We start from the raw sequence: 19,504 nt of genomic DNA, 5'->3' as shown, positions 1-19,504 counted from the left end.
TCCCATGATCGCGAGCAACCTCGTCAAGGGCCAGCGCGTCAGCTCCCAGGTCAAGCGCAAGCTGGCCGAGCTCGGCACCCCCATCGTCGAAAACCAGGGCAAGGCCGCCCTCAAGAAGGCGGCAAAATCGCTCGACAACCTCGTGCTGTCGAGCCCCACCCTGCGTAACCAGGTGACGCTGCACGTCAGCGCCGACGAGGCCCACAAGGCGCTCATGGACTCGATCAAGAACGCCAAGAAGTCCTTCCACATCGAGACCTTCATCTGGCACAACGACGAGGCGGGCAACGACATCGCCCGTCGCCTCGGGGCCAAGGTGCGTCTGGCGCGCATGAAGGGCGAGGAGTTCGACGCCAAGGTATTGATCGACGGGCTCGGCCTCCGGAACGGCACGGGCGGCGCTGGTGACGCCAAGCTCATGGACAAGATGCGCAAGTACGGCGTCGACGTCCGCGAATTCAACCGCCACAAAGTCTCGCTGGATCCGGTCGGCATCCCCATCACCCACCGCAAGCTCTACATCGCCGACAACGACTCCTTCATCACGGGCGGTCGCAACATCGGCGACGAGTACCTCAAGCCGACCTTCAAGAACGGCGACAAGGTCGAGACCTCGTGGCACGACCTGCTCTACACCGTCAAGGGCGAGGAGACCGACCGTATTCACCGCGAGTTCTTCGAGAACTGGGAGCGTGCGGGCGGCAAGGCGCCCAGCGACCTTCCCAAGCCCGCCCCCGTCTCGGGCGAGGCCAAGATCCAGTCCTTCGTGACCGATCCTCACGCGGGCACCAAGTCCCTCCAAGAGGCTCACTTCAAGGCCATCCGGGGCGCCCAGAAGGAGATCATGGCCATCTACCCGTACTTCTCGGACGATGGCCTGATCAACGAGCTGATCTCCGCCAAGCGCGCCAACACTGCCAAGCGCGCCGAGCTGCTCGGCGCCGCCCAGAATAAGTACGACCGGATGGCCATCGATCAGGCCGTCCCCGAGCTCCAGGTCAAGGTTCTTTTGCCCGGCCACCGCGAGGCGGGCGGCGAAGGCGCGGTCTACACCCTGCTCAACCAAGAGAACGCCCGCCAGATGCTGCAGGAAGGCATCGACGTGCGCTACTTCTACGGCGGCAAGATCGACGGCAAGGAAGTCGAGCGCTTCAGTCACTTCAAGGGCATGATGATCGACGGCGAGTTGCTCTCGGTCGGCTCGGCCAACGGCGACGCCCGGACCTACGCCTCCAACCACGAGCTCGTGACCATGATCTCGGATCCCAAGACCCTCAAGGCCTTCCAGGAGAAGGTCGCCATTCCCGACTGGGAGAGCGCCCGTCCCGCCTCGCTCGAGGCGCTCGACGCCGCTCCCCTCACGACCAAGCTCAAGCGCAAGGTGCTCGAGGCCCTCGACTTCCTGCTCTAAGCAAGGGGAAAAGGAGCGATCTCGGGTACAAATCCCTTGGTCGTTCCTTTTTCTTTTGGAGATCGCGCTATGCTGGACAACCTCAAGATGGTCGCCAACATCGTCTGGAACGATGGGCCCAAGAAGGCCAAGGAGCTGATCGAGACCCCCGTCAAGCAAGCGCTCGCCAAGGATCAGACCGCGATCTCGAAAGCCGCCCGCGAGGCCATGAAGAAGACCGTCCGGGTCGCCGAGAGCGCCAACCTGCACATCGACGGCAAGGACGCCTTCAAGGCGATGGAGAAGCTCATCTCCGACGCCAAGCACTCGCTCCACTTCGAGACCTTCACCTTCAAGGACGATGACACCGGCAAGCGCATCAGCGATCTGCTGATCAAGAAGCGCAGGGACGGCGTGGACGTCAAGCTCTTGCTCGACACCTACGGCACCGCCTCCAACCTGGACGACGCCCCTCACATGGCGCTCTACAAGCGCATGCGCGAGAACGGCGTGGACGTGCGCCTGCACAACCCCGAAGTCTTCACCCTCGCCGAGGGCATGCCCCTCACCCACCGCAAGATGATCATCGCGGACGGCGAGCGCTTCATGACCGGCGGCATGAACATCAGCGATCGCTACGCCAAGGAGTGGCACGACACCATGGTCACCATCGAGGGACCGGCCACCCGCGATGCGATCTCCGCCTTTAACCGCAACTGGACCCGCACCGGCGCCGAGGCCATTCCCCTGCCCCACTACCCGGCAGGCCCCGCTCCGAAGACCAAGGTCATCCTCAACGATCCCGAGTCGGACATCTTCGACCTCACCAAGACCTTCCTGGACGAGATCGGCAACGCCAAGAAGTCGGTCAAGGTCATGATGCCGTACCTCTCAGACGAGCCCTTCATCGAGGCCCTCTCGAAGGCCCGGGCGCGCGGCGTCGAAGTGAACGTCATGCTGCCCCGCCTCAACGACGAGAAGGTCTACCTGGACCTCAACAACCACTTCGCCGAAGACTTGCTCGAGAACGGCATCAACGTGCGCTGGTACGAGGGCAAGGCGACCCCTGACCTGCCCAAGGAGCACTTCAGCCACACCAAGCTGATGGTCATCGACGACCATAAGTCGATCCTCGGCTCGGCCAACGCCGACACCCGCGCCTTCGAGGCGAACCACGAGCTGAGCGTCCTCATCGACGACGAGAACTTCGCCAAGGACGTCAACAAGCGCCTCTGGACCCCCGACTGGGAGGCGAGCCCCAAGGCCAACCTCGCGACCCTCAAGAACGCCGGCATCGGCGAGAAGCTGAAGCGCGAAGCCTGGGGCGCCATCGCCCCTCTCATCTAGCCTCGCCCAGGCCCACAACAAGACCCGCCCTCGGTTTCTTCCGGGGGCGGGTCTTGTCACAGAGGACGGGTATATTGCTCAGGGGCTCGATGGCGAACTAGCGCCCCATCAACATACCGGGGGGCAGGGCCCGCCCCTGGGCGCGGGGCTCTGACTTGGCCTGGGTTTCGGCAGCCTTGGCGATCGCCGCCACCAGCGCCGCCGCCTCCTCGGCAGGGGCGCCGTTGCTCTCAAGGGCGCGCGTGAAATAGGTCTGGGCTGCCTGACTCGCCTCGGCGGGGCTCGCGCCCATCGCGTACGCCTTGTCGAGCAGCGCCTGGTAACGCTCGACCCACTTCGGATCGAGCGCGAGGCCTTCAGCCTCGGCAGGCTGCTCGCGCTCGAAGGGATCCTTGGCCTCCCCCAACAGCGGCGTGATCACCCCGAGTTCGAGCGCGAGCCCAGCGGCCATGCCGCCGCCCATGGAAAAGGCCTCCTTGCCGATGGCCTTGGCGGCCCCCGGGAACTTGAGGGCGAGCGCCCCGGCGACCCCCGCCGCGAGCAGCTTGTTCTCCTTGACGGTATCGACCACCGGCCGCCAAACGTAATCGTTCAGGGGGTTGGCGATGTACTTGGTGAAGCCGTCCGCGAGGGGCTTCGCGCTCTTCTCGGGGATCAGCTCGGCCAGCTTCTTGGCCATGGGGAAGCCCATGAAGCGATCGAAGAGGCCCTGCGCCGTCATGCCGAGCGCGAACCCCGCGATGCCCACCGCAAGCGCGGGCAGCCCCAGGGGGGCCAGCAGAGCGCCTGCGAGCGCGCCGCCCGCCGTCCACACGACACCGCCGACGGAGCTCGAAACGACGCGCGCGACGTACTCGTTGGCCTTGAGCTCTCCGCGGCGATACGCCTGGCTGGAGAAGAGGCCGTCGAAGGGCACGTTGGCAACGCCGCCGACCGCCGCGTCCTTGACCAGGGCGCTGGCACTCAAGTGCTTGCGGGCGTTCGTACCCATGAGGCGCCCGACGGTGCTGACGGCGTCCTCTGCGATTTTTGGGGCGGTGGCGACCCGGGGTGCGCGCAGGGGGGGCTGCACCGCCGAAGTACGATTGACGTTCATGAGGACCTCCCCCTGCTGCCCCTAAAAAAGGCGGCACGCACCGCAGGGACCGAGGGTTTTATACCCTCTATCGGCAGGAGGCTTAACGATCTTGCAGTTTCTCGTCCAGAATTCCGTCGGACTTTGTCGGACAAGTCCCTCAGGGACGTGAGCGGGAGATGGCCCGGGCCACCTTGGTGCGGTTCGAGGCGGCCTTCTTGGCCTTGGACTTCACGCGCGAGGCGACCTTCGCCTTCGGCGCGGCCTTGGTCTTGGTCTTGGTCTTGGCGCCCCTCACGACCTTGGCAGGAGGCGAGGTCGGCCGGAGCGCGGCAGCGACCGCGAGCTTGGGGTCCACGGCCTGGCCGTTGCGCCGCAGCTCGTAGTGGAGGTGGGGACCGGTGGAGTGACCGGTGCTGCCCACGTAGGCGATGACATCGCCGGCGTTGACCGCCTGACCGACCTTCACGGCCAGGCGACTCGCGTGGCCGTAGAGGGTCGTCCAGCCTTCGGGGTGCTCGAGGACCACGGCGTTGCCGTAGCCGCCGCGCGGCCCCACGAAGGTCACCTTCCCGGACTTGGCCGCCCGGATCGGCGACCCCATGGGGGCCGCCAGATCGTAGCCATCGTGGTGCCCATCGACGAGCGCCTTGCCCGTCACCGGGTCCTTCGCGCGGGACCCGAAGTCGGAGGTCAACCGTGCTCCGGGCAGCGGGTTGACCTGCGGCACGGTCGGCCCGTCGTCGCAGCCTGCGAGCAGGGCGACGAGCAGGGCCAGGGGCAGGAAACGCCGCGCCACGCGCCGCTTCCTATGCAAGCGCCCGGAAGGCACGCTTTGCAGCCTCGATCGTGAAGGCGATCTCGGCGTCGGTGTGGGCCATGGACACGAAGGCGGCCTCGAACTGGCTCGGGGGCAGGTAGATCCCCTCGGCCAGCATGGCGCGGAAGAAGCGCCCGAAACGAGCCGTGTCGCAACGCTTGGCGGTATCCCAGTCCTTGACCGGAGAATCGGTGAAGAACAGGGTGAACATGGCCCCGACCCGGTTGAGCTGGACCGTGACGCCCGCCTCGGCGGCGGCTGTGAGCAGGCCCTGAGTGAGCTTCTCGGCGGCGGCTTCGAGGCGCTCGTAGGCCCCGGGGGCCTGGAGCTGGGTGAGGGTCGCGATGCCCGCCGCGGTGGCGAGCGGATTGCCCGAGAGGGTGCCGGCCTGGTACATGGGGCCCGCGGGGGCGACCATCTCCATGATCTCGCGGCGGCCGCCGTAGGCGCCCACCGGCAGCCCGCCGCCGATGATCTTGCCGAGGCAGGTCAGGTCGGGCTTGATGCCGAAGCGCTGCTGCGCGCCGCCGTAGCCGACCCTGAAGCCGGTCATGACCTCGTCGAAGATGAGCAGGGCGCCGTAGCGCTCGGTCACCGCCCGCAGGTGCTCCAGGTAGCCCGGCTCGGGGGAGAGCGTCCCCGCGTTGCCCACCACCGGTTCGAGGATGACGGCCGCGATGGAGTCGGGGTTGGCGGCGAAGAGGGCGTCGATCGCCGCCGGGTCGTTGTAGGGCACGGTGAGGGTGTTGGCGACGGTGCCGGGGGTGACGCCCGGGCTATCGGGCAAGCCGAGGGTGGCGACCCCCGAGCCGGCCTGCACCAGCAGCATGTCGGCGTGGCCGTGGTAGCAGCCGATGAACTTGACGATCTTCTCGCGCTTGGTGAAGGCGCGCGCCAGGCGCAGGGCGCTCATGGTCGCCTCGGTGCCCGAGTTGACGAGGCGCACCATCTCGATCGAGGGCAGGGCCTCGCGGATGAGCTTGGCGAGCGTCACCTCACCCGGCGAGGGCGCGCCGTAGGTGGTGCCGCGCTCGAGGGCCGCGTGCAGGGCCTCCTTGACCGCCGGGTGGCCGTGACCCAGGATCATCGGGCCCCACGAGCCGATGTAGTCCACGTAGCGGTTGCCGTCCACATCCCACATGAAGGGGCCTTCGCCCCGGTCGATGAAGACCGGCTCGCCGCCCACCGAGCGGAAGGCGCGCACGGGGGAGTTGACCCCGCCGGGCATCAGGTCCTGGGCTTCGGCCCACAGGGCCTGGGAATGGGTCGTGTTCATGGTCGCTTGCGTCACGGAAGGGGATCCTTTCAACGATGGGGGAGCTTACTTTTGCGGGGCCGGCGCGCTCGGGGCGCTGCTCGGCGCGGGCAGCTCGGGGTACTTGATCGGCTTGACCACGTCCTTGATGAGCATGAGCATCATCAGGCCCATCAAGAGCACCATGCCGCCCTGCTGGATGGGCTCCTCGATGCGCTTGGGCACGGGCTTGCGGCGGATGGCCTCCAGGAGCAGGAAGACCATGTGCCCGCCGTCGAGCGCCGGCAGGGGGAGGACGTTCATGATCGCGAGGCCGATGGAGATGAGCGCGGTGAAGGCGAGCATGTCGCGCACGTCGTTCTTGGCCACGAAGGCCCCGGCGCGGCCGATCTCGATCACCCCGCCCAGGTCGTTGGGGCTCATCTTGCCGGTGACGAGCTTGGCGAAGCCGTCCACGGTCTGGAAGGTCATGGTGCCCTGCTGCTGGGCGGCGGCGAGCACGGGGTTGGCGGGGCGCTGGTACTCGCGCGAGATGGAGCTGGGCTGGATCCCGACGCCGATCTTGCCGCGCTCGTTGGGGGTGACGGCGATCGCGAGCTGCTCCTCGCCGCGCTTGACGAGCACGGTCGTCGGCTTGCCGGCGCGAGCGCCGATCTCCTTGATGAAGGCGTCGGGGGCCTCGATCGCGGCACCGTCCACCGAGAGCACCCGGTCCCCGGCCTTGAAGCCGGCCTGCTCGGCGGCCTGGCCGGGCATGACCTGGGTGATCTGGAGGTCGCCCATCTTGAACTGCACGAAGCCGATGGTCAGGGCCGCGAACAGGAGAACGAGAAAGGCCGTGGCGTAGTTGGCCGCCACCCCGCCGCTGACGACGATGAAGCGCTGCCACACCGGCCGGTTGCGCAAGAGACGCTTGTCACCGTCCGCGTACTCCCCCGAAGGGTCGTCGTCCAGAAAGGCGCAGTAACCGCCGAAGGGCAGCAAGTTGAGCCGCATGTCGGTCTCGCCCCAGCGGAAGCCCAAGAGCTTCGGGCCGAAGCCCAGGGCGAACTCCTTGACCGGGATGCGCAGGGCCTTGGCGCAGAAGAAGTGGCCCGCTTCGTGGATCAGGATCAGCAGGGCGATGATCGCCGCCACCATGAGATACCGCTGCAGATCGGTCATTCCGACTCCTTATAAAAAAGGCCTGAAATCAAGCGAGCACGCCGAGTTGGGGGAACTTCAAATTGAGCCATTGTACCACGCCCAGCACCACGAGAAAGCCTGCGACCATCTGGAGGAAGCCGCTCGCCCACAGCCGCCTCAGACGAGAGGCCCGGTAGCCGGGACGCAGGCCGTAAGAGGCCAAGAGCGACCGCCCCGCGGCGATCGCCGAGAGCACCTGACGATCGGTAGGCGTCTTGGTGGTGAAGAAGTGCTGGAACATCCACCCCAGCCGCCGCCACACCGCGAACAGCAGGAGGGCCGACACGGCGGCGAGCACCGGCTGCGAGGCCAAGGGCCAGAGGAGCTGGGCGCCGAAGACCAGGGCGATCACGTTGGTCCCGCACCGCGGGTGCTCGCGGGGCTGGCGCGCGAGCACCTCGGGCAAGAGGGCCTCGCCGCGCTCGATGGCGTGCACCACCTGATGCTCGGCCGCATGGAACCCCGTCAGGGGCGTCAGGCGCAAGAGACCGAGGTAGGCGACGAACTCGACCAGGGCGATCGCCCAGGGCGGCGGCACCTCAGCCATGGTCAGGGCGAGGCCTTCGACGGTGTTGAGCACGACCAGATGGCAGAGGGCCATGACCACGCCCGTCAGGAAGAGCCCCCAATCCCCCGCCCCGGCGCGGTGGTCCCCGGTGGTGAGGTAGACGCCGAGCGGCGTGGCGAGGCCCCCGATCTGCGCCGGGCGCAGGTCGCGCCGCAGGGCGGCGAGCAAGTCGTTGCGGAAGACCACCCCGGAGAAGCTCCCATGGCCGTCCAGCACGGGCAGGGTCTTGAGCCGGCCCGTGGCCATGGTCTCCCAGGCGCTCGCGAGGGAGGCCTCCGCCTGGCCGGTGACCACGTCGGGGGTCATGGCCGAGCGCACGGGGTAGGCCTCCAGCTCGGCGCCAGACAGGCCCAGGCGCAGGGCTTTGAGCAGGTCGACCTCGGCCACCACGCCCACCAGGCGATCGCCCGAGACCACCGGCAGCGCATGGCCGGGAGACTGGCGCAGCAGGTGTTGGGCCTTGCTCAGGTGATCGTCGGGATGGAGGGTGGGCCCGCGCTGCGCCAGATCACCCAGGCGCACGTCGGTGGAAACGTCGAGCAAATCGCCCTCTCAGGAAAAAGCCGCAGGCGCTAGGGGGCAAGGGAGGCCTGGCCATGATACCTCCCGTGCCGGGGCTTGCCTAGGACGCTTCCTGGAATTCGGGGCCGCCGTCGACCGCCTCGGCGTCGTCGAACAGGCAATGGATGCTCGCCACGTTGCCCATGGCCGGGCAGGGAGCGCCGTACTGGAGACACTCGCCGTTGACGAAGTGCTCGCACTCTTGGCTCCACTCGTGGTCTTCGGCGGCATCGAGGGTATCGAGGTCGGGTTCGAGCCAGATCAGGTCCTCTTCCATGACGGGTGACTCCTCCAGCCAGAGTCGGGCGCCGTCGAGCGCAGCACCCGCGGGACGCGACGCCCCAAGCGTAGCAACCGACCTGTATCCGGGGTATGGAGCATTCGCTGAAACAGAGCGGGGGTTTTCGTGCAAGGCGGCCCATGGCGGACGATTACTGCTCGGCTGTTATAACCGGGCCTCTGCGCGGAATAATGCCCGGGATCCCATGCCACCTCGCTTGTACGCGCTCCGCGCGCCCGTCGCGTGGATGCATGCGTCACAGACCGCGATCGCACCGGGGAATTAGCCTGGTGCCACCCCCTTCCGCACCATTTTAGGAGGCAGTTCATTGAGATCGAGGTACCTGGGCCACTGGATCGCGCTCGCCACGGCGGGCGCTGCCGTGCTCGCGCCTTCGGCCGCCTGGGCGCAGGCGCCCGTCAAGGCCGCTCAACTCATCGACCTGGCTCCCAACCACTGGGCTTACGGCGCCATCCAGTCGCTGGTCGACAAGTACCGGGTCATGGGCGGCTACCCCGACATGACCTTCCGGGGGCAGAAGGCCGTCAGCCGCTACGAGCTGGCCGCCGTCCTTGCCCAGGTCATGAACCGCTTCGATAGCCTCGAGGGCAAGGGCATTCCCGCCACCCCGAGCGACGCGAAGATGGTCGAGCGCCTCAAGGACGAGTTCCGGGTCGAGCTGCTCGATCTCCACAAGCGCCTGGTTTCGGTCGAGCAAAAGACCACGGCCCTGGAATCCGCCGTCCGGGACCTCAAGAACAACGCGGGCGGCAGCGGCAAGGTCTCGGGCAACGTGGGCGTCACGATCCAGGACGATCCGCAGGATCGCCTGTTGCCCTACGCCGTCACCAGCTTCGAGGTCGCCTTCGGCGGCGAGATCGACGAGACCACCAGCTACAAGGCCTCGATCGGCGGCGGCAACGCCGCGGGATCCAGCGGCGGCACCCCCCTCTTCACCCGCCGGAACAAGACCCAGCAAGGGCTGCCGTCGGGGGCCATCGAGCTCAACGGCAACGTCGCCATCAGCAGCAAGCACCCGAAGCTCGGCATCTCCACCTTCCGGGTCGGCCAGTTCGCCCCCGGGGCCATGATGGGGCTCGGCGGCTTCGCCCACCACTACGGCGACGGCATCATCGGCTCGGGCCTCTCGGGCCCGAGCGGCAACACCGTCCGCACCTGGGACAACAGCGAGATCGGCATCGGCGCCAAGAGCAAGTTCGGTTCGCTGGGCGTCGGCGGTGGCATCAACACCAAGTTCATGTACGCCGGCCTCTCTTACGACCTGGGCAGCTTCGGCGACGTGCGGGTCATCGGCGACATGGACCACAACTCGATCGGCGACGTGACGCTGACGGGTGACCCGGTCTACTCGGGGGCCGCCGCCCTCAACCTCGGTAGCGACAAGCTGGGCCTGAGCATCCAGGGCGGCCTGACCTACGCGGGTGTCAAGTTCACGCCCAAGTTCGGGGTCAACGGCATCATCACCTCGTTCCTGGACTCCGAGATCTGCGCGGGCTTCACCTACAAGACCGACCCCGACGGCACCGCCATGGAGATCATCCCGACGGCCTACATCTTCGTGCCCTCGGAAGGCTGGCGCCCCTCGGTCCTGTTCGGCGCCAAGGAGCCGCAGACCCTCGCGACCAAGGGCGGCGGCAGCGGCCCCGGCTCGGTGCTGGGTACCAAGGCCGGCTGGACCCTCCAGTTCGGCATCCCTAACCCGTTCCTGCCCTCGTTCACCTTCGAGATGAACATGCAGTCCAACCTCCTGGCCGGCGACTACGACGGGTTCGGCTATGCGATCACGACCTCGACGGACTTCTAGCGCCTTCCCTCTCTTCCTCTTCGCCCTCGGCGTGGCCGGCTGCGACCTCTTCAGCGGGGTCCCCGCCGGGACGATCGTGGGCGAAGTGCGCTTTGACGGCCGCCCCGCCCCGGGGATCGCCGTCACCCTCCAGTCGGGGAATGGCACCGTCTGGACGGACGTGGGCAGCAACGGTACCGCCGTCACCGATTCGAGCGGCCAGTACCGCTTCGAGAACCTCAAAAACGGCGAGTACCGGGTGCGCTTCGACGTGAAGCCGAGCCTCGTCGCGGTGGGCGGCACCACCATCGGCCCCAAGCAGGTCGGCACCTGGAACACCAACGGCATCCGGCTCGGCATGGGCGGTGCGCGCCTCGCGGCGTTCGACGTTTCGTACAACGGGCTCATCTACCCCGAGTCGGGCAAGTCCAACACCTACTCCGCCACGATGCCCCTGCCGTTCCACTGGTCCACCCACCGCAACGGGGGAAGCTACCGGGTCAAGATCTACGACGTAAGCGGCGGCGTCACGGGCACCAAGCCCGTCTGGGACAGCGGCTCGACCGGCGCCCCCGTCACGACCCTCGACAAGCGTCTCGCCAAGGGCAACTATCGCTGGGTGGTCGAGATCGACGGCGGCGGAAGCGGGAGCGGCACGAGCGAGCCCCGTAACCTGGACCTGGACTTCCGCACCCCCGAGCCCGAGGATTCGGGGGATTCGACGGGCGACGAATTCTAGCGGTTCGAATACCACCGATCCGCGTACGGGTTGCGCGGCGGCGGTCGATGCCCCAAGCGCAACAGGGCTCCGACCAGGATCCCGAGAATGAAGCCTCCCACGTGCGCCCACCAGGCCACCCCGCCCGTATCCGCCCGTCCGGTCTCGAGGCTCACGACCCCCTGCACGGCTTGAAGCCCGAACCAGAGGAGCAGGTAAAACAGCGCAGGCACCCTGAAGGTGGTCGAAAGCAGCCCCAGGGGTAGCAGGGTCAGGACCTGGGCGCGAGGGTAGAGCACCATGTAGGCGCCGAGGACCCCCGCGATCGCCCCGCTCGCCCCCAGCGTCGGCACCCGGCTCATGGGGTTCAGGTAGACCTGCAGAGCCGTGGCGGCCACCCCGGATGCCAGGTAGAAGAGCAGGAAACCCACGCGCCCGAGGCGATCCTCCACGTTGTCCCCGAAGATCCACAGAAAGAGCATGTTGCCGCCCAAGTGCAACCAGCCCCCATGCAGGAACATGGCCGTCAGGACCGACAGCCAGATCGCAGGGCGTAGTTGCCCCTGCAAGAGGTGCGGCCATTCGAGCGTCAGCTCGCGCGGGATCACCGCCCAGTGTTGAAGGAAGGGCGTGATGTTCGCGCCGATCCCTAGCTCGTACAGGAAGGCCAGGACGTTGAGGATGATCAGCGCGTAAGTGACGACGGGCCTGCGCCAGGCAGGCACGTCGTCGTGGAGTGGGATCACCGAATGCTCCAGGTCGCGGCGGGATACTCGAACCCGATCGATCCACCTCGCACGTCCCACATAGCCGAATAGGCGTGATAGGGCCAGGTGGTCACGGTATACGAGACAGTCGCATCCACTCCGGGCATCACCACGGTGGGACCTTCCCAGGGCATCTCGGCGGGAAGCGGGTTCCCGTTCTTGGCGCGCAAGGGGTTGGTGGGCCAGTTGATCACGTTGCCGCGCCGAGTCTTGTCGAGCGCACCCCGGGTCCCGATCGAGAAGGTTCCGACCTCGGACAGGATCGCCGAGAACGGGTAGCGCATGGTCGTGGTGCTGTTGATGCTGAAGGATGGGGTCGAGAAGTGCTCCTCTTTCTTGTTGACCACCTGAATGTCGGCGGCACCGCCGGAAGCCTGCGGGATGCTCGCCCACCAGTACGTGGAGGGGAAGTCGGCGTCATGAGCCCACGGGTCGATCGAATAGGAGGCATTCTTGAAGCCTACCGGCGCCCACCAACTTTCCGCCCCGATCGGCGACGCGCCGAAACCGTGAGGGAAGTCGAAGAGCAGCCGTCGGCGCCAGTAGGTTTGCGAGTCGAAGGGCATCCGCTCGATCAGGAAGATCACGGTATCCGGGTTGCTACGGCCAGGACTCGTTCGATTGTAGGTGATCGTCTCGTACAGGAAGGCCACCTGCTCGGTCGCCGGCCGGGTCGTGAAGTCGAGACTCAGATCGGTGTTGGCGGGAAACACCTGCCCGGTGATCTGGGTGTTGGCGATGAGGCGGTTGTTTCCGCTCGGCGTGTCCAGGGTGGGCGCGAAGTAGGGCGCGCTGTAGTTGCCGGGGGGCGCGCCACCATCGGTCAAGCGCGCCGGGTTCTCCAGGCCACGCGCCCAGGCCCCCGCCCCCAGCCCCGACATGTACTCCATGCCCCCCACCGCGACGTTGAGGGCCTGGTGGATGCGGACCCCGCGAGAGATCGCCGTCTCCTCGCTCACCGCGAAGACCGAGAAGGTGATGGCGTTGGAGTCACGGAAGTTCGCCCCGTTGAAGGTCGTGGTGGTGGGATCGTTGAAGTACTTGGAGTCGGGGTTGATGTTGAGGTACTTCTGACTGGTGGGATCGTACTGGAAGTAATCGTGCAGCGACATGCGCACGAAGACCGTCACGCGCACCTTGGGGTTCTGGCGCACGTCGTAGGTCTTGTACAAGATTGGTTGGTAGAAGATTCCCTTCGGATACTCGGAGGCGTTCTTCCAGATCGGGGAGTTCGGCGCGGTGCTCGGGATGTCAGGAGCGCCGTTGGCCTTGGTCGGTGGCTGAGGGTTGAGCTGCTTGTACCAGTACGCCCCGTCCGTGGCCTTGTTGCCGACCTTGATCGGCCTCTTGCCGGCGCTATCGAAGTAGAGGGTCCCCGCGTCGTCCTTCAAATACTGCCAGCCCTTGTCCCATCCGGCACTCCCGTAGGGCTTGCTCCAATCGGCAAAGGCCTCCCAGTTGCGAATGTTGCCGAGCAGCGCGAGCTCTCGGACGGACTCCGAGGTCGTCGCGCCGCTCGCGGTGAGCATGGGCTGGACGACATAGGTAGTGACCGTGCGAGCATCCAGCGCGCCTCGGCTCCAGACGGAGTTACGCATCTTTTCAAGACCCGGCGAGATGTCGTCGATGGCCATGTTGAGGCCGACCATCGCCGCGTCCATCGTGTTCTGGCGCTCTTTGGCGCGGCTAGCATCTTTCATGCTGACGACCATCTTGGCAAGGATCGTCGCGCCCAGCATCGTCAGGATGAGCGTCAGCACGATGGTCATCGCCAACGTGAAGCCCGCTTGTTGAGTTCGCGTCGGCTTCCGTAACCAGTTTCTAAGCAAGCGTTTCATCATAGTCTGATCTTCCCGTTGATGACCGCGTACCCATGCGCGAGTTCTCGCTTCGCCCCACCGCCGGGATTCACGAACGTGTAGTTGCCCGAATCCACCTGCGGTGTGAGGTAGGTCTGGCGAGGATAGACCCGGACCACGACGATCTTCTGGCGGTAGGGCAAGCCTGGGAAGTTCGCGCTCTCGCCTGTCTCGGAGTCACAGGTATCCGCCACGAGGTAATCGGGCTGCTCGGTGGTGTCGAGATACTCCCCATTCGGATTAGCTGCGCTGATCTGGCCGTTGATGTACTGCTCGACATCAGGGGGTTCCTGATTTGCTCCGAAGAGCTGGACTCGGGCAATGTAGGCAACCTGCGGCATGTTCTCGAGCGCATCTCCGTTGGCCATCCCAAGCTGGATATTCAGGCGCTGCCCCCCGGCATCGTAGAGCACTCCGGGCGCGTTGGCGAAGCGACCCGGCGTGTTATCGTCGTCCCAGAGCGTGCCCTGCGAGTTGTGATCCTTGTTCGCGCTGAAATCAGGGAAGTTGAAGAAGTAGTAGCTCGAGACCAGGAGATCGAGCCTCTCGATGTAGATGGGGCGCGCGCGCCCCTTCGTGTCGCTGACCAAGCTGTTCTCGATCTGCTGGGCCATGAGGATGCTGTCCAACTCCGCCTGGACGATGTTCTGGGCGACCGCCAGGCCGTTGGTCCCCGTCTTGGCCTTGGTGTAGCCCGTCAGGATGCCGCTCATCCCGAACAGGGTCATCCCGATCATCGTCGCGGCGACCATGACCTCGACCAGGCTGAACCCCTGCATTGCGCGCGCTCGCGTCATCTCGCCGCTCCTCTATTTCGACTCGGTCTGCGGCAACGGGATGTTGCGCGCAAACGCCTGCGTATTGAGGCTGAAGATCTCCCCGCTACGCTTGAGGTAGCCACCGTTCTTGACCCCGGTCGTCCGGATCGAGATGGTCGCGAGGTAAGGGCTCATCAAGGACGCGTTGCTGTAGGGATGAGGGTTGCGAAGCGTGAAGATGCGCGGATAGTTCGCAGCCGTGGGGACCACCCCCACCGCGAACGGGCCGTTGACCACGTCCGCGACCTTGGAGACCCGCCAGCTCTTCCTTCCGCCCGAGGCGAGCGAGATGGAATTGGTGAAGCCGGAGTTGTCGGCGAGGCGATCGCCACTGAGATCGATGAAGAGGCCGGAGGTCGCCGCCGCGGTGATCTTGTCCCTGAAGGTGTACCAGCCACGCGGCGTCGCATCCACGTTGGTCGCCGAAGGAGAAGCCTCGAGGCGATACAGCGGCTGGAGGTAATAGTCGACGTTGTTGCCGTTCGCACGAAGCATGACGAACCTGTTCTTGACCGAGGTATCGACCCAGTAGACGATGTAGCGCGGCTGCGAGAGGCCGTACGGCTGGTCCGAGAACATCGCGAGCACGCTGCGCGCCCCCGTGCTGTTGATGCCAATCAGGTCGGAGCCGCCCTTGGTGACCTCCGGATCGAAGAGCGAGCGGGCCTTGCCCTCCGGATCGCCCTGGGTCACCACCGGCAGGTAAGCGGTTCCGAAGCTGTACGACTCGGGGCCGGTGATGGAAACCGTCGCGTTGTGGTAAAGGTAGGAGGCCATGCGCACGTCGTTCGCGATCTGCGCGATCGCCCGAGCGCCCGCATCCGTGGCCTCGATGGCCCGATCGCTCTCGCCCGTGATCTTCATCCACTGGGTCAGCATCGAAATCGCCGAGGTCAGGATCACGAGAAAGGCCGCCGAGCCGATGACCAGCTCGGTCATGGTGAAGCCCGATTGCGACCGGTTATCCGGATGATGAACGACTGCTTTCTCCATACCTCTATTCTTCCCCCTTGGTCGCTCTCCCTATCAGCTTCCGGAGCGTCGTTAGGGGGCAAGCAATCTGGGTAAAATCCCCGTAGGCGAGCGACCCACCGCAGAACGCCTCACGAAACTGTTCCTCCTAGCCGCTTGCAGCGGCCAAACACGACACATGCCTGGTTTCGTTAGGTGCTCTCATAGGAAGGAGGCCCCGGGCTTGAGACGGATCGTCCCCATGGCCGCCGGGCTTCTGCTCCTGACGAGCGCCGGTACCGCGTCCGCCGCGTCCCTGACGACAACCGATCGGACGATCCTGAACGCCCTGGCCGAGGCCACGGCCGTTTCTGGCGGCAGCAAGGGGATTCTCTGGCCTGGCTTCGACCTCTCGACCCAGCCCTTCGCCCTCTATGATCGCGGCCGGCTCACCCTGCTCGTCAATCACCCCCGCCCTCCTCAGGGCTTCGTCCCGGTCGCGGACGTGCCAACCTTGCTCAAGGGGCACGTCCATCAGCGAGCCGGTAGCCTGGATGCCCTGGATCGGGCCCAGGACCTGACGGTGCCCCTGGGCGGGGTCAAGGTGGCGTTCATCCCCTACATGTACCTGACTTACGACGGTCAGGTGCAACCTCGCGAGTTCATCCCGCCCCTCTTCTCGGCCCACACCCGCGAAGCCTTCGCCGGGAGCCAGGTCCGGCAGCGCATGGCCGAAGCGGCAAGCCGCGCCTACCCCTCGCGCAACGTCGAGAACACGGCCCTGGCGAACCTCGAGAATCGCATCCTCGCGATCGCCCTTCTCCAGAGCGCCGCCGACAAGCGCCGGGAATACGGTCGCTTCTTCCTAGCGGTCCGCAAGTCGCGCCACGCCATGCTCGATGGCCGCATCGCGCGCTACGAGGACGCCACCGAGCGCCTCCAAGGGGCCATGCGCTATACCGAGACCGCCGCCACCCTCGCTGGCAGCGCCCCCACGCACCGTCCCTTGCCCGGCACCCGCTGGGAGCGCGAGGCGGACGACGATCGCATGCTGATCTCTCGGCTCTCGCAGCCCCTCGACAGCGAAGAGACCCGCCAGAGCCGCCTCTCGGCGACGGGCACCGCCATGGGCCTCATCCTCGATCGACTCGGCGACGCTTCTTGGAAGCAGCGGGTGACGCGCGGCGCCTCCATCACCGAGGCCTTCGCAACGGGGATGGGCTACCGTGATCGCGACACCGCCGCGCTCTTCGCCGAAGCCAAACGGCGCTTCGCCTACGACGAATTGCGCACCGCCGCTCAGGACGCCACCCTGCGCTTCCCTGCGAGCTACAAGGAGTTCATCAAGAACCCGGGCGCCCGGATCACCGTCACGGGCCTGGTCCGGGTGATGGACGGCGGTTCCGACAAGCCCGGCCCCGACCTGGTGCAAATGGATGCCCCGAACCCGCCCATCGAGATCGACGAGCAGACGCTGCTCGCCTACCGCCTCGACGGCTTCCGCTACCGCAAGGGCGGTATCGGCCTGGAGCTGAAGCGGACCCCCATGCTCATGAAGAGCCACAGTCTCTCGTGGCCCTTCGAGCAAGTGGTCTTCTTCGCCGACGAGGACGCCCTCAAGATCGAGACGGACGGTCGTCGCCTCCCGCTCCAGGACGGCACCTACGCCTTCAAGCGCAGCCTGAAGCTCATGGCAGGCAATCGCGTCACGCTCACCGCCACCCAGGGCATCCTCAAGATCTCGGGCAAGGAGCTCTCGCTCCAACTCACGAAATAGGGTCGCGGTACTCGTACAGGGCATAGCGCTTGAGCGTCTCGCCCCCGTGCCGCTCCGACATCCGCAGGCTGGTGTTGTCGTCCCGCATGAGGGCATGCACCGCCCGCGAGTAGCCCCGCTCGACCGCAGCCCGGTGGAAGAGGTGGCAGAGGGCAAGCGCGTTGGCCCCCTGACGCCTCCCCGGCACGACCCCGAAGGTCTTGAGCAAGGCCTGGGGGGCCTGATTCCGCTTGAGCCAGAAGCGCGCCTTCGCCAAAAGCGAGCGCGAGCCCCCCATGGCCCGCACCGCCGGGCCGTAATCGGGCAGGCCGAAGAGGAAGCCCACCGGCTCGTCCCCCTTGAACAGGAAGAAGCACAAGCCGGGGTCCATGATCCCCTTCAGGCCCGCGTACAGGGCCTTGAACTCCTCGAAGGCCACCGGCCGCCACATCCAGGAGCCCGTGAAGATCCGGGTCGAGAGGTCGAACATGAGGGCGAGCTCCTCGTCGAAGCGCGCGCGATCGAAGGTGCGGTGCGTGTAGCCCGCCGCCAGCGAACGGGCGTACTCCCGCTCGAGGCTCTGGGCGCAGGCGGCCGCATCGACGGCAGAAGAGATGTACGAGCGGCAGGGAGAAAAGCCCGCAAGCTCCCAGTGCCGGGGGTAGTAGGCCGGGTTGTAGGGCTCCAGGAAGAAAGCCCCCCGCTCGAACCCCTCGGTCATCAGGCGGTAGGGATGATAGGTGCTGGTGTTGACCGGCCCACGCACCAGGCGCGCGCCCCGCTCCCGAAGCCAGGCCACCGCCTCGCCCAGCACCGCCCGCGACGCCTCGGGGCGATCCAGGGCCTCGAAGTAGCCGATAAAGCCTATCGGAGCGCCGTCCTCTTCGTAGCGGGAGTTGAGGATGGCCGAGCAGCGCGCCACGGGCACCTCCCCCTCGAAAGCGAGGAAGTGGGTCATCTCGCCGTGCCGGAAGAAGGGAGCCTCGGGCGAGAGCTGGGCGCGCACCGCGTCTTTGAAAGGCGGGATCCAGTGAGGGTCCGCGGCGTAGACGCGAGCGGGCAGGTCGAGAAAGGCCGTCGTGAGGACTTGGTCGTGGTCGAAGCGAACGACGCGCATCACTCGTATCTCAGGCAATCGATGGGCGAAAGGTCGGAGGCCTTTCGTGCCGGGTACCACCCGAAGACCACCCCCGTCACCAGGGCGGCGGCGAAGCCCACGGCGGCCTGTACCGGCATGAACACGAAGGGCCAGTAGCCGAAGGCCATGGTGAGGCCGAGGGACAGGAGCCATGCGATCAAGGTGCCCCCCGCCACGCCCAAGAGGCCCCCGAGCCCCGAGAGGATGGCCGCTTCGGTCAAGAACTGCCGGCGGATGCTCGCCTTGGTGGCGCCCACGGCGAGGCGCAGGCCGATCTCACGGGTGCGCTGGGCCACCGTGACGAGCATGATGTTCATGACGTTGATGCCGCCGACCACCAGGCAGACCAGCGCGATCGCCCCCTCCAGCCCGCCGACGATCAGCTTCGCGATGGCCTGGCTCTGGCCCTTCTCCAAGGGGTCCGACACCCGGAAGTTCTGGATGCCGTGGTGACGCGAGAGGACGATGGCCCGCACGGCGTAGACCACGTGCGCGAGGCCCAGGCGTTCGAGTACGGTGGGCGGGGCCTTCACGACGATCTGGTTGAGCTCCTTGGACTGGGCGAGGCGATCCGCGAAAGCCGTCTCCGGCACGAGCACGCTCTCGTCCCAGGTTCGGAAGGGCCCCGCCCCCATGGTGGGCTTGGGCCTCAGGACGCCGACCACCCGGAAGCGCTGCCCCTTGAGCTTGACTTCGGCCCCCAGCGGGTCGGCCACGCCTGCCAGGAGCTTCGAACCAGCCTTGGGACCGAGCACCGCCACCTTGCTGCGGTTCCAGACGTCACCCTGCACGAGGAAGCGCCCCTTGTCCACCTCGAGGCCGTAGAAGGAGAGCGCCGCCGGGACCGTGCCCACCACGTAGGTCTGCTGCCCCCAACGCGTGCCCCAGGCCACGGTCATGGACGACAGGCTCAAGACCTGGGCCCCCGACAGGTGCGGAGCGTGCGAGAGGGCGCGCGCGTCAAAGCGATCGAGCGCGTGGGTCGTCTTGCCGCTCGCCTCGTCGCTCCAGCGCTTGGAGAGGGTGATCACGTCATCGCCCGACGCCTCCATCAAGCGGCGCTCCATGAACTTGCCCGAGCCTTCGACCACGCTCGAGAGGAGCACGAGGGTGCCCACCCCGAGGATGATCCCGAGCAGGGTCAAGAAAGCCCTCATGCGATGGGCGGCGAGGGTGGCGAGCACGCTCTTGAGTTCGTCGAGAAAGGTCATG

17 protein-coding genes are annotated in these 19,504 nt (G+C 66.5%); 5 read left to right on the top strand and 12 right to left on the bottom strand.

Annotated features, from left to right (window positions below):
- Positions 1-4 precede the first annotated feature (4 nt).
- A complete protein-coding gene (locus J7643_14635) occupies positions 5-1,411 on the top strand; it encodes a phosphatidylserine/phosphatidylglycerophosphate/cardiolipin synthase family protein (protein MBO9541824.1) in 1,407 nt (468 codons plus the stop codon).
- A 69-nt stretch (positions 1,412-1,480) separates the two neighbouring features.
- Positions 1,481-2,737 (top strand): phosphatidylserine/phosphatidylglycerophosphate/cardiolipin synthase family protein, encoded by a 1,257-nt coding sequence (locus J7643_14630; GenBank protein ID MBO9541823.1) that lies wholly within the window; start codon positions 1,481-1,483, stop codon positions 2,735-2,737.
- Positions 2,738-2,834: 97 nt separating this feature from the next.
- Here J7643_14630 and J7643_14625 read toward each other — a convergent pair whose 3' ends face one another.
- From J7643_14625 to J7643_14600, 6 genes are all read right to left on the bottom strand, one after another.
- Positions 2,835-3,833 carry a hypothetical protein gene (locus tag J7643_14625; GenBank protein ID MBO9541822.1) on the bottom strand — a complete coding sequence of 333 codons (999 nt, stop codon included), beginning with the start codon at positions 3,831-3,833 and terminating at the stop codon, positions 2,835-2,837.
- A gap of 139 nt (positions 3,834-3,972) precedes the next feature.
- The gene (locus J7643_14620) at positions 3,973-4,653 is read right to left on the bottom strand and encodes a M23 family metallopeptidase (protein MBO9541821.1); all 681 of its coding nucleotides are present in this window, start codon (positions 4,651-4,653) and stop codon (positions 3,973-3,975) included.
- Positions 4,622-5,923: a glutamate-1-semialdehyde 2,1-aminomutase gene (gene hemL, locus J7643_14615; GenBank protein MBO9541820.1), complete on the bottom strand. Its 1,302-nt coding sequence runs from the start codon at positions 5,921-5,923 to the stop codon at positions 4,622-4,624. Before hemL ends, J7643_14620 begins: the two co-directional genes overlap by 32 nt.
- 30 nt (positions 5,924-5,953) lie before the next feature.
- A complete protein-coding gene (rseP, locus tag J7643_14610; GenBank protein MBO9541819.1) occupies positions 5,954-7,051 on the bottom strand; it encodes an RIP metalloprotease RseP in 1,098 nt (365 codons plus the stop codon).
- Positions 7,052-7,079: 28 nt separating this feature from the next.
- Positions 7,080-8,183 (bottom strand): DUF1385 domain-containing protein, encoded by a 1,104-nt coding sequence (locus J7643_14605; protein MBO9541818.1) that lies wholly within the window; start codon positions 8,181-8,183, stop codon positions 7,080-7,082.
- Between the two features lie 79 nt (positions 8,184-8,262).
- On the bottom strand, positions 8,263-8,478 hold the full coding sequence (locus tag J7643_14600; protein ID MBO9541817.1) for a hypothetical protein: 216 nt from the start codon (positions 8,476-8,478) through the stop codon (positions 8,263-8,265).
- 331 nt (positions 8,479-8,809) lie between these two features.
- On the opposite strand from J7643_14600, the gene J7643_14595 reads away from it, so the two are divergent.
- Entirely contained in the window at positions 8,810-10,306 is a 1,497-nt protein-coding gene (locus J7643_14595; protein MBO9541816.1) for an S-layer homology domain-containing protein, read from the top strand.
- On the top strand, positions 10,278-11,024 hold the full coding sequence (locus J7643_14590; protein MBO9541815.1) for a carboxypeptidase regulatory-like domain-containing protein: 747 nt from the start codon (positions 10,278-10,280) through the stop codon (positions 11,022-11,024). The genes J7643_14595 and J7643_14590 overlap by 29 nt, the downstream gene beginning before the upstream one ends.
- Here J7643_14590 and J7643_14585 read toward each other — a convergent pair.
- The 4 genes from J7643_14585 to J7643_14570 form a co-directional block, all read right to left on the bottom strand.
- Entirely contained in the window at positions 11,021-11,749 is a 729-nt protein-coding gene (locus J7643_14585) for a rhomboid family intramembrane serine protease (GenBank protein ID MBO9541814.1), read from the bottom strand. The two genes, J7643_14590 and J7643_14585, sit on opposite strands and share 4 nt — an antisense overlap.
- Positions 11,746-13,545, bottom strand: a complete 1,800-nt coding sequence (locus J7643_14580) for a hypothetical protein (protein ID MBO9541813.1) — start codon at positions 13,543-13,545, stop codon at positions 11,746-11,748. Before J7643_14580 ends, J7643_14585 begins: the two co-directional genes overlap by 4 nt.
- Positions 13,546-13,607: 62 nt before the next feature.
- Positions 13,608-14,426: a hypothetical protein gene (locus tag J7643_14575; GenBank protein ID MBO9541812.1), complete on the bottom strand. Its 819-nt coding sequence runs from the start codon at positions 14,424-14,426 to the stop codon at positions 13,608-13,610.
- A gap of 12 nt (positions 14,427-14,438) precedes the next feature.
- Entirely contained in the window at positions 14,439-15,440 is a 1,002-nt protein-coding gene (locus J7643_14570) for a type II secretion system protein (GenBank protein ID MBO9541811.1), read from the bottom strand.
- 202 nt (positions 15,441-15,642) lie between these two features.
- Between J7643_14570 and J7643_14565 the strand changes: the two genes are divergently transcribed.
- The gene (locus tag J7643_14565; GenBank protein MBO9541810.1) at positions 15,643-17,175 is read left to right on the top strand and encodes a hypothetical protein; all 1,533 of its coding nucleotides are present in this window, start codon (positions 15,643-15,645) and stop codon (positions 17,173-17,175) included.
- On the opposite strand, the gene J7643_14560 is transcribed toward J7643_14565, so the two are convergent.
- Together J7643_14560 and J7643_14555 are read right to left on the bottom strand one after the other, a co-directional pair.
- Positions 17,165-18,271, bottom strand: a complete 1,107-nt coding sequence (locus J7643_14560; GenBank protein MBO9541809.1) for a hypothetical protein — start codon at positions 18,269-18,271, stop codon at positions 17,165-17,167. The two genes, J7643_14565 and J7643_14560, sit on opposite strands and share 11 nt — an antisense overlap.
- Positions 18,271-19,503, bottom strand: coding sequence for an ABC transporter permease (locus J7643_14555; GenBank protein ID MBO9541808.1), 1,233 nt, complete (start codon positions 19,501-19,503; stop codon positions 18,271-18,273). The genes J7643_14560 and J7643_14555 overlap by 1 nt, the downstream gene beginning before the upstream one ends.
- Position 19,504 lies beyond the last annotated feature (1 nt).

The sequence above is a fragment of the bacterium genome, from assembly GCA_017744355.1.
Taxonomy (GTDB): domain Bacteria; phylum Cyanobacteriota; class Sericytochromatia; order S15B-MN24; family UBA4093; genus JAGIBK01.
Note: the sequence above shows the minus strand (reverse complement) of the source record. Positions and strands in the feature narration are given on the sequence as shown.

Bases quoted from the DNA above. Each gene is read 5' to 3' on its own strand.
- J7643_14590 (MBO9541815.1), top strand. From the start codon at position 10,278: ATGCGATCACGACCTCGACGGACTTCTAGCGCCTTCCCTCTCTTCCTC.
- J7643_14555 (MBO9541808.1), bottom strand. From the start codon at position 19,503: ATGACCTTTCTCGACGAACTCAAGAGCGTGCTCGCCACCCTCGCCGCC.
- J7643_14570 (MBO9541811.1), bottom strand. From the start codon at position 15,440: ATGGAGAAAGCAGTCGTTCATCATCCGGATAACCGGTCGCAATCGGGC.
- J7643_14630 (MBO9541823.1), top strand. From the start codon at position 1,481: ATGCTGGACAACCTCAAGATGGTCGCCAACATCGTCTGGAACGATGGG.
- J7643_14560 (MBO9541809.1), bottom strand. From the start codon at position 18,271: ATGCGCGTCGTTCGCTTCGACCACGACCAAGTCCTCACGACGGCCTTT.
- J7643_14635 (MBO9541824.1), top strand. From the start codon at position 5: ATGATCGCGAGCAACCTCGTCAAGGGCCAGCGCGTCAGCTCCCAGGTC.
- J7643_14600 (MBO9541817.1), bottom strand. From the start codon at position 8,478: ATGGAAGAGGACCTGATCTGGCTCGAACCCGACCTCGATACCCTCGAT.
- J7643_14625 (MBO9541822.1), bottom strand. From the start codon at position 3,833: ATGAACGTCAATCGTACTTCGGCGGTGCAGCCCCCCCTGCGCGCACCC.
- J7643_14575 (MBO9541812.1), bottom strand. From the start codon at position 14,426: ATGACGCGAGCGCGCGCAATGCAGGGGTTCAGCCTGGTCGAGGTCATG.
- rseP (MBO9541819.1), bottom strand. From the start codon at position 7,051: ATGACCGATCTGCAGCGGTATCTCATGGTGGCGGCGATCATCGCCCTG.